This window comes from Streptomyces albidoflavus (assembly GCF_000719955.1).
Taxonomy (GTDB): Bacteria; Actinomycetota; Actinomycetes; order Streptomycetales; family Streptomycetaceae; genus Streptomyces; species Streptomyces albidoflavus.
Window position 1 is genome coordinate 192573 of sequence record NZ_JOII01000017.1, and the last position, 7045, is coordinate 199617.

Annotated in this window: 8 protein-coding genes; all 8 read right to left on the reverse strand. The window is 72.6% G+C overall.

Going from position 1 to position 7045, the window contains the following annotated elements; translation table 11 throughout:
• Positions 1 to 22: 22 nt before the first annotated feature.
• The gene (locus IF45_RS0119375) at positions 23 to 1000 is read right to left on the reverse strand and encodes a lysophospholipid acyltransferase family protein (protein WP_003948843.1); all 978 of its coding nucleotides are present in this window, start codon (positions 998 to 1000) and stop codon (positions 23 to 25) included.
• Positions 1001 to 1013: 13 nt separating this feature from the next.
• Entirely contained in the window at positions 1014 to 2075 is a 1062-nt protein-coding gene (locus tag IF45_RS0119380; RefSeq protein WP_026048082.1) for an NAD-dependent epimerase/dehydratase family protein, read from the reverse strand.
• A gap of 232 nt (positions 2076 to 2307) precedes the next feature.
• A complete protein-coding gene (locus tag IF45_RS32450) occupies positions 2308 to 2406 on the reverse strand; it encodes a 30S ribosomal protein bS22 (protein WP_003948845.1) in 99 nt (32 codons plus the stop codon).
• A gap of 144 nt (positions 2407 to 2550) precedes the next feature.
• A complete protein-coding gene (locus tag IF45_RS0119385) occupies positions 2551 to 2760 on the reverse strand; it encodes a helix-turn-helix domain-containing protein (protein WP_003948846.1) in 210 nt (69 codons plus the stop codon).
• Positions 2761 to 2888: 128 nt separating this feature from the next.
• The gene (locus IF45_RS0119390) at positions 2889 to 3740 is read right to left on the reverse strand and encodes a phosphatase (protein ID WP_030308599.1); all 852 of its coding nucleotides are present in this window, start codon (positions 3738 to 3740) and stop codon (positions 2889 to 2891) included.
• 124 nt (positions 3741 to 3864) lie between these two features.
• Positions 3865 to 5037, reverse strand: a complete 1173-nt coding sequence (locus IF45_RS0119395; protein WP_008403511.1) for an acetoin utilization protein AcuC — start codon at positions 5035 to 5037, stop codon at positions 3865 to 3867.
• Positions 4988 to 6223, reverse strand: coding sequence for an MFS transporter (locus IF45_RS0119400; protein ID WP_030308601.1), 1236 nt, complete (start codon positions 6221 to 6223; stop codon positions 4988 to 4990). The genes IF45_RS0119395 and IF45_RS0119400 overlap by 50 nt, the downstream gene beginning before the upstream one ends.
• A 51-nt stretch (positions 6224 to 6274) precedes the next feature.
• Positions 6275 to 6928 carry an HAD family hydrolase gene (locus IF45_RS0119405; protein ID WP_030308602.1) on the reverse strand — a complete coding sequence of 218 codons (654 nt, stop codon included), beginning with the start codon at positions 6926 to 6928 and terminating at the stop codon, positions 6275 to 6277.
• Between the last annotated feature and the right edge of the window lie 117 nt (positions 6929 to 7045).

A 7045-nucleotide genomic window follows, 5' to 3' on the forward strand; every position in this document is an offset into this window, starting at 1 on the left:
GGGGGTGGCGGCCCCGGGAACCTCAGAAGAAGACCGACCGCCGCTGCACCAGCAGCTTGTACAGCGTGTGCTGGATCTGTTCGCGCACCTGGTCGGTGAGGTTGAACATGAGCATCGGGTCCTCGGCGGCCTCCGTCGCGTACCCGTCGGTGGGGATCGGTTCGCCGAACTGGATGGTCCACTTGGTCGGCAGCGGCAGCGCGCCGAGCGGCCCGAGCCACGGGAAGGTCGGCGTCAGCGGGAAGTACGGCAGCCCCAGCACCCGCGCGAGGGTGCGGGCGTTGCCGACCATCGGGTAGATCTCCTCGGCGCCCACGATGGAGCAGGGCACGATGGGGACGCCCGCGCGCAGGGCCGTCGAGACGAAGCCGCCCCGCCCGAACCGCTGGAGCTTGTACCGCTCGCTGAACGGCTTGCCGATCCCCTTGAACCCCTCGGGCATCACCCCGACGATCTCGCCCGCGCCCAGCAGCCGTTCGGCGTCCTCGGCGCAGGCCAGGGTGTGACCGGCCTTGCGGGCGACCTCGTTGACGACCGGCAGCCGGAAGACGAGGTCGGCGGCGAGCAGCCGCAGGTGGCGTTCGGCGGGGTGCCGGTCGTGGACGGCGACCTGGAGCATCAGCCCGTCCAGGGGCAGCGTCCCGGAGTGGTTGGCGACGATCAGGGCGCCGCCGTCGGCCGGGATGTTCTCGATCCCCTTCACCTCGACCCGGAAGTACTTCTCGTACACCGGGCGCAGCAGTGACATCAGGACCTGGTCGGTGAGTTCCTCGTCGTACCCGAACTCGTCGACCTCGTACTCGCCGGTGAGGCGGCGCCGCAGGAAGGCGAGGCCGCCCGCGATCCGCCGCTCCCAGCCGCCGTCGTCCCGGGCGGGCCCGGGCTCCGGCCCGGCGGCCGGCTGCGGCGCTTCCGGCAGCGCGCGTACGGGGGCCGGGGTGCGGGGGCGGCGACGGCGCGGCCGGTCGTCGTCGAAGGGGATGACCTTGGCGTCCGCCATGGTGCTCTGCTCCTTAGTCGGCGCTCGGTTCGGGGTACGCGGTGCTGGGTGCCCGTACGGTCTCGGCGACCCGGTCGACGGCGTGGGCGACGGCCTGCGGCGGGAGGAGTCCGCTGCCGCGGGCGCGGGCGAAGTCGGCGAAGGTCTGCGCGGTGGTCCAGGCGGGGTGGAAACCGAGGGTCTCGCGCATCTGCACGGTGGAGACGACCCGGCCGTGGGTGAGCAGCCGGATCTGTTCCCGGGAGAAGTCGGTGACGCCGACGGTCCGCAGCGCCGCCCCGACCCAGGTGACGGCCGGCAGCAGCACGGGCACGGTGGGGCTGCCGAGCCGCCGGGCGCACTGGGAGAGCAGGACCACGCCGTCCCCGGCGATGTTGAAGGTGCCGCTGTTGAGCGTCCCCCGGGCCGGTTCCCCGGCGGCGATGCGCAGCACGTCCAGGCAGTCCTCCTCGTGGACGAACTGGAGGCGCGGGTCGTAGCCGAGGACGGTCGGCAGCACCGGCAGCGAGAAGTACTCGGCGAGCGGGGTGTCCGCGCCGGGCCCGAGGATGTTGGCGAACCGCAGCACGCAGACGGCCACGTCCGGCCGCCGTCGCGCGAACCCGCGGACGTACCCCTCGACCTCGACGGCGTCCTTGGCGAAGCCGCCGCTGGGCAGCGCCTTGGCGGGGGTGGTCTCGGTGAAGACGGCCGGGTCGCGGGAGGCGGAACCGTAGACGTTGGTGGAGGACTTCACGACGAGCCGCCGCACACTGGGCGCCTTCTGGCAGGCCCCGAGCAGCTGGAGCGTCCCGATGACGTTGGCCTCCTTGACGGAGGACCGCCCGCCACCGCCGAGCGGCGTCCCGGACACGTCGAGATGGACCACGGTGTCGACGCGGTACTCCGCGAGCAGCCGCCCGATGGCCGGCCGCCCGATGTCGGCCTGCACGAACTCGGCGTCCCCGAGCTGATGCGCGGGCGCCACCGAGTCGACGGCCACCACCTTGTCGACCCCCTCCTCCCGCTGCACCCGGCGTACGAACCGCCCACTCAGCGGACGCGCGACCCCCGTAACGAGCACGACCCTGCCCAAGTCAGCGCCTGCCTTCCCCAGTCAGCTGTGCCCCGGCAACCCTTGCCACCTCACGGTAACGGCTCGACATTGCCCCACGATGACACCGTGCCGCCCAACCACCGCTCTCGGCCAGGCCGACCGAAATCGGCCCGGCCGGCGCTTGAGGCCACCCCCGAGTGGCCCGGGCCACAAAAAACGAGGTCCTCCCGCCAGCAGGCGGAAGGACCTCGTCAAGCACGCCGCTAGGCGCTTACTTCTTGTTGCGACGCTGCACACGCGTGCGCTTCAGCAGCTTGCGGTGCTTCTTCTTGGCCATCCGCTTACGCCGCTTCTTGATAACAGAGCCCACGACTACCCTCGCTCACTTCTCGGACAACCCCCGTTTTCACCGGGGGTCATTGGTGCGGGGCTGCATGGGCCCACACGACCTACGTCGGCTTAGCCTACCCGCCCCGCGCCTGAGCCCGTAATCGAGGTCCCGCGGACCCGGTCGTCAGGCCGTCTCCACCCCCACGTAGGAGTCGCGAAGGTACTCGTGAACCGCCTGTTCCGGGACGCGGAAGGACCTTCCGACCCGGATGGCGGGCAGATGACCGCTGTGCACCAGGCGGTACACGGTCATCTTGGACACGCGCATCACCGAGGCGACTTCCGCCACGGTCAGAAACTGGACCTCGTTGAGAGGCCGGTCAGCAGCAGCCATGTCACACCTGAACCTTCCGCACATGACGGGCACCGGCTTCCCCTCCGGTGACTCCTCGTCTCTGTGCGCTCACTCCCCAATGTAGGGGCGGGTGATGCGAGTGGGGAAGAGGAGCCCCTGCCGGGTCCCTACGGTGACAGACACGCCCGATTGAGTACATAGCGCGTCAGCGGCTCGTAGCAGGCCGACCGCACTCCGTCATCGAGCGGCACCGCCACCGCCACCCGCCCCTCGGCCTCCCCGACGAAGGGCGCGGGGTCGTCGGTGTCGGCCGGCCCGATCGTCTCGAACCCCAGCTGACCTGCCCCGCAGGCCCAGCCGTGGTCCCCCACGACGAGCCCGGGCAGCGGCCCGCCGCCCTCCGCGGCCGCGCCGAGCACCACGCGTACGGGCAGCGGCGAATGACAGTGCGCGCCCGGCTCACAACCCGCCCCCGGGGCCGCTTGCGCTCTCACCAACGCGACGCCCTGTACGTAGTCGATCCGGTGCGTGCGTAGACCGAACCGGGTCGTTATGTCGACACTTCGGCCCTGCGCGGGAGTGAGGACGTGCCCTCCCGCCGCCGAGACGGCCCGCGACAGGGCGGCGTAGAAACCGAGGAGGCGGTGGGGGTGCCCGGTGCCGAAGAGGACGGGGCGCCGGTCGGCGACGGCCCGGCCGAGCCGTACGGCGAACCGGTCGAGGGCCAGCAGGGTCCGGTCCGGGTCGACGGTGTCGGCGCCCTCCCTCCGGCGCGGGTCGGCGGAGACCCCGCACCGCCACGCCATCAGCGCCAGCACGTCCCGCTCGCGCCAGACGCCGGCCGGATCGAGGCCGAGCAGCACGCGGGGGTCGCGGGCGGCGAAGAGGCGGTAGCTGCGCAGGCTCGCCTCCCGGGTGGTCGCCACGGGCCCGGCGATCCCGCTGGCGAGCAGGTGCGCGCGCAGGGCCGCCCGGGAGGGCGACGGGGCCGGGGTGCGCGGGGTCGGCAGGAGGGACACGTACGCGATGCTGACGCACCGTGGAGCGTACGAGTCCGGTTCGCCGGAAATCCCCCCGGTCGGCCCAGCGTTCACGCGGCGGGCGAGCGCCCCCGCCGGAACACCCGGGCCGCGCCCCCGGTTTCTACGGCAGCAGCCCGCGCTGCGGGAACGCCGCCTTCCGGGTGGCCAGGACGGCCTGGTCGAGCCGGTCGGCGGGATCGTAACCGCCCTGCCAGTCACGGTAGCTGACGGGCCAGCGGCCGTCGGTCATCCGCATCGGGCCGGGCTGGCGGGTGCGGGCGTAGACGAGCTGCTTCCACTCCTCCGGGATCATCGACTCCGGCGGGATGGGCTGCCCGGCGGCGACCGCGGCCAGGTGCGTCCAGGCGCGCGGGACGACGTCCACGACCGCGTACCCGCCGCCGCCGAGCGCCACCCAGCGGCCGTCGGCGTGGTCGTGTGCCAGGCCGTGGCAGGCGAGCTGCACGGCGCGCTGGGCGTCCAGGGAGATGGCGAAGTGTGCCAGCGGGTCCTCGAAGTGGGTGTCGGCACCGTGCTGGGTGACCAGCACCTGCGGCCGGAACTCCGCCAGCAGCTCGGGCACGACGGCGTGGAAGGCCCGCAGCCACCCGGCGTCGCCGGTCCCGGCCGGCAGCGGCAGGTTGACCGAGCTGCCCTCGGCGCCCGGCCCGCCGGTCTCCTCCGGCCAGCCGGTGTGCGGGAAGAGGGTGCGCGGGTGCTCGTGCAGCGAGACGGTGAGGACCCGCGGGTCCTCCCAGAAGGCCGCCTCGACGCCGTCGCCGTGGTGCACGTCGGTGTCGACGTACGCGACGCGTTCGGCGCCTAGCTCCAGGAGCCGGGCGATGGCGAGGGCCGCGTCGTTGTAGACGCAGAAGCCGGAGGCGGCACCGGGCATCGCGTGGTGCAGGCCGCCGGAGAAGTTCACGGCGTGCTCAGCCTCCCCGCGCCACACCGCCTCGGCGGCGCCGACGGAGAGCCCGGCGATGGCCGCCGACACCTCGTGCATCCCGGCGAACGCCGGGTCGTCGTCGGTCCCGAGCCCGTACGACCCGTCCGCCGAGGCCGGATCGGCGGAGACGGCCTTGACCGCGTCCACGTAGTCCTGCCGGTGGACCAGCCGCAGCGTGGAGTCCCCGGCGGGCTTGGCCCCGGTGACCTTCAGCTGCCGGTCGACGCCGTACGCCGAGATCAGGCCCCGGGTCAGCGTGAGCCGCACCGGGTCCATCGGATGGCGAGGACCGAAGTCATAGCCGGTGACCGTCTCGTCCCACATCAGCTGCGCGCGCCCGCTCATGCCCGTCACCGTACCGGCCGCCGGTTCCCTCGAACGAGCGGGCATACCCGACGGTCACCAGGACCAGCACCATCGGCACCAGCATGGCCCCCCGGTAGCTCCAGGCGTCGCCGATGACGCCGACCAGCGGGGAGCCCACGAGGAAGCCGACGTAGTTGAAGACGTTGAGCCGGGCCACCGCCGCGTCCGACCCGGCCGGCCCGCCCTTCTCGAACCCGATCCGCCCGGCCGCCGCGAAGGTCTGCGGCACCAGCACGCAGAGCCCGAGGCCCAGCAGGGTGAAACCGGCCATCCCCGCCGCGACTCCGGGCGCGCCCGCGACCAGCGCGAACCCGGCGGCGGCCAGCACCGCCCCGGCCCGCACCACGGCCGCCGCCCCGAACCGCCGCACCCCGAGGTCCCCGAGCGTCCGCCCGAGCAGGGTCATCACCATGTACACGTTGTAGGGGACGGTCGCCGTCTGCTCCGAACTCCCCAGCACGTCCTGGAGATACTTCGCGCTCCAGTTGGAGACCGTGGAGTCCCCGATGTACGCGAAGCTCATCACCAGGCAGAACGGCAACAGCACGGCGAACGCCACCCCGCGCCCGTTCCCCTTCCCGCCCGCCTCCACGGCGGGCCCGGCCGCCGCGTCCACGTACCAGCGGCTCCCCACCAGCGCGAGCGGCAGCAGCACCCCGACAACCGGCGCGTACGACACCCCGAGCGCCCACCCGCCGTGCGCCCCGAGCCACGCCAGCGAGGCCCCGGCTATCCCTCCGAGGCTGTACGCGGCGTGGAATCCGAGCATGATCGACCGCCCGTAGGCCCGCTGAAGGCTGACTCCGAGCATGTTCATCGAGGCGTCGAGCGCGCCCACCGCGAGACCGAAGACGGCCAGCGCGAGAGCGACCTGGATCATCCCCTGACCGACCCCGACCGCCAGCAGCGCGAGGAGGACCACCGGCTGGGCCCACCGCAGGACGAGGCAGGGCGCCACCCGCCGGACGACCCGCTCGGTGACGACGCTCCCGACGCCGGCGAGGACCGGCACGGCGGCGAGGAAGGCGGGCAGCAGGGCGTCGGATATCCCGTACCGGTCCTGGATCGCCGGGATGCGGGTGACGAGCAGCGCGAACGCCACTCCCTGAACAAGAAAGCTGAACGCCAGGGCCGCCCGCCCCTGCCGCATACGCGTGTCGGTCATGGCCGCAGAGCGTACGACCGCCCGCTACCCGCCGGTATCCCTTTGACCGGATCAGGTGGAAGCCGTGACCAGCCGCGGCAACTCGGCCATGTCCGCGAAGAGTCCGGTGGCCCCCGCGAGCCGCTCGGGCGGCGTCATCGCGCTGAACCCATACACGTCCATCCCGGCCGCCCGCGCCGCCTCGACGCCGAGCGGACTGTCCTCGACCACGGCGCACCGCTCCGGCGCCACCCCCATCCGCTCGGCCGCCCGCAGGAAGAGGTCCGGCGCGGGCTTGCCCCGGCCGACGTCGTCCGCGCTGAAGACGTGCTCCTCGGGGAACCACGCGTCAAGACCGGTCTTCCGGTGCCCGACCCGGATGCGCTCATGACTCCCGGACGAGGCCACGCAGTACGGCAGACCTGCGGCCCGCAGGTGCGCCAGCACCTCCACGACACCCCGCACGGGCTCCAGTTCCCGCCGGAACGCCTCGAAGACCCGCCCGTGGAACTCCTCGTCGAACTCCGCGGGAAGCCGCCGGCCCGACCGCTCCCGCACCAGGTCGTGGATACGGTGCACCGCCCCGCCCATGTAGTCCCGCAGCGAGTCCTCGTAGCTGGTGGGATGGCCCAGCTCCGTCAGGTAGCCGGCGAGGATGGTGTTGGAGAGGGGCTCGCTGTCAACGAGCACCCCGTCGTTGTCGAAGACGACCAGGTCGTAGCGCATGGCATCGACCTTAATTCTCCTGAACGCAGAAATGCCTCGGGCCCCGGAAACCTGTTTACACAAGGTTTCCAGGGCCCGAGGCCAAAGAAAGTTCGGCGGCGTCCTACTCTCCCACAG

What these genes read in the sequence shown, in the direction of transcription:
- IF45_RS0119395 (WP_008403511.1), bottom strand. Translation starts at nt 5,037, where the DNA reads ATGAGCGGGCGCGCGCAGCTGATGTGGGACGAGACGGTCACCGGCTAT.
- IF45_RS0119385 (WP_003948846.1), bottom strand. Translation starts at nt 2,760, where the DNA reads ATGGCTGCTGCTGACCGGCCTCTCAACGAGGTCCAGTTTCTGACCGTG.
- IF45_RS0119375 (WP_003948843.1), bottom strand. Translation starts at nt 1,000, where the DNA reads ATGGCGGACGCCAAGGTCATCCCCTTCGACGACGACCGGCCGCGCCGT.
- IF45_RS0119400 (WP_030308601.1), bottom strand. Translation starts at nt 6,223, where the DNA reads ATGACCGACACGCGTATGCGGCAGGGGCGGGCGGCCCTGGCGTTCAGC.
- IF45_RS0119405 (WP_030308602.1), bottom strand. Translation starts at nt 6,928, where the DNA reads ATGCGCTACGACCTGGTCGTCTTCGACAACGACGGGGTGCTCGTTGAC.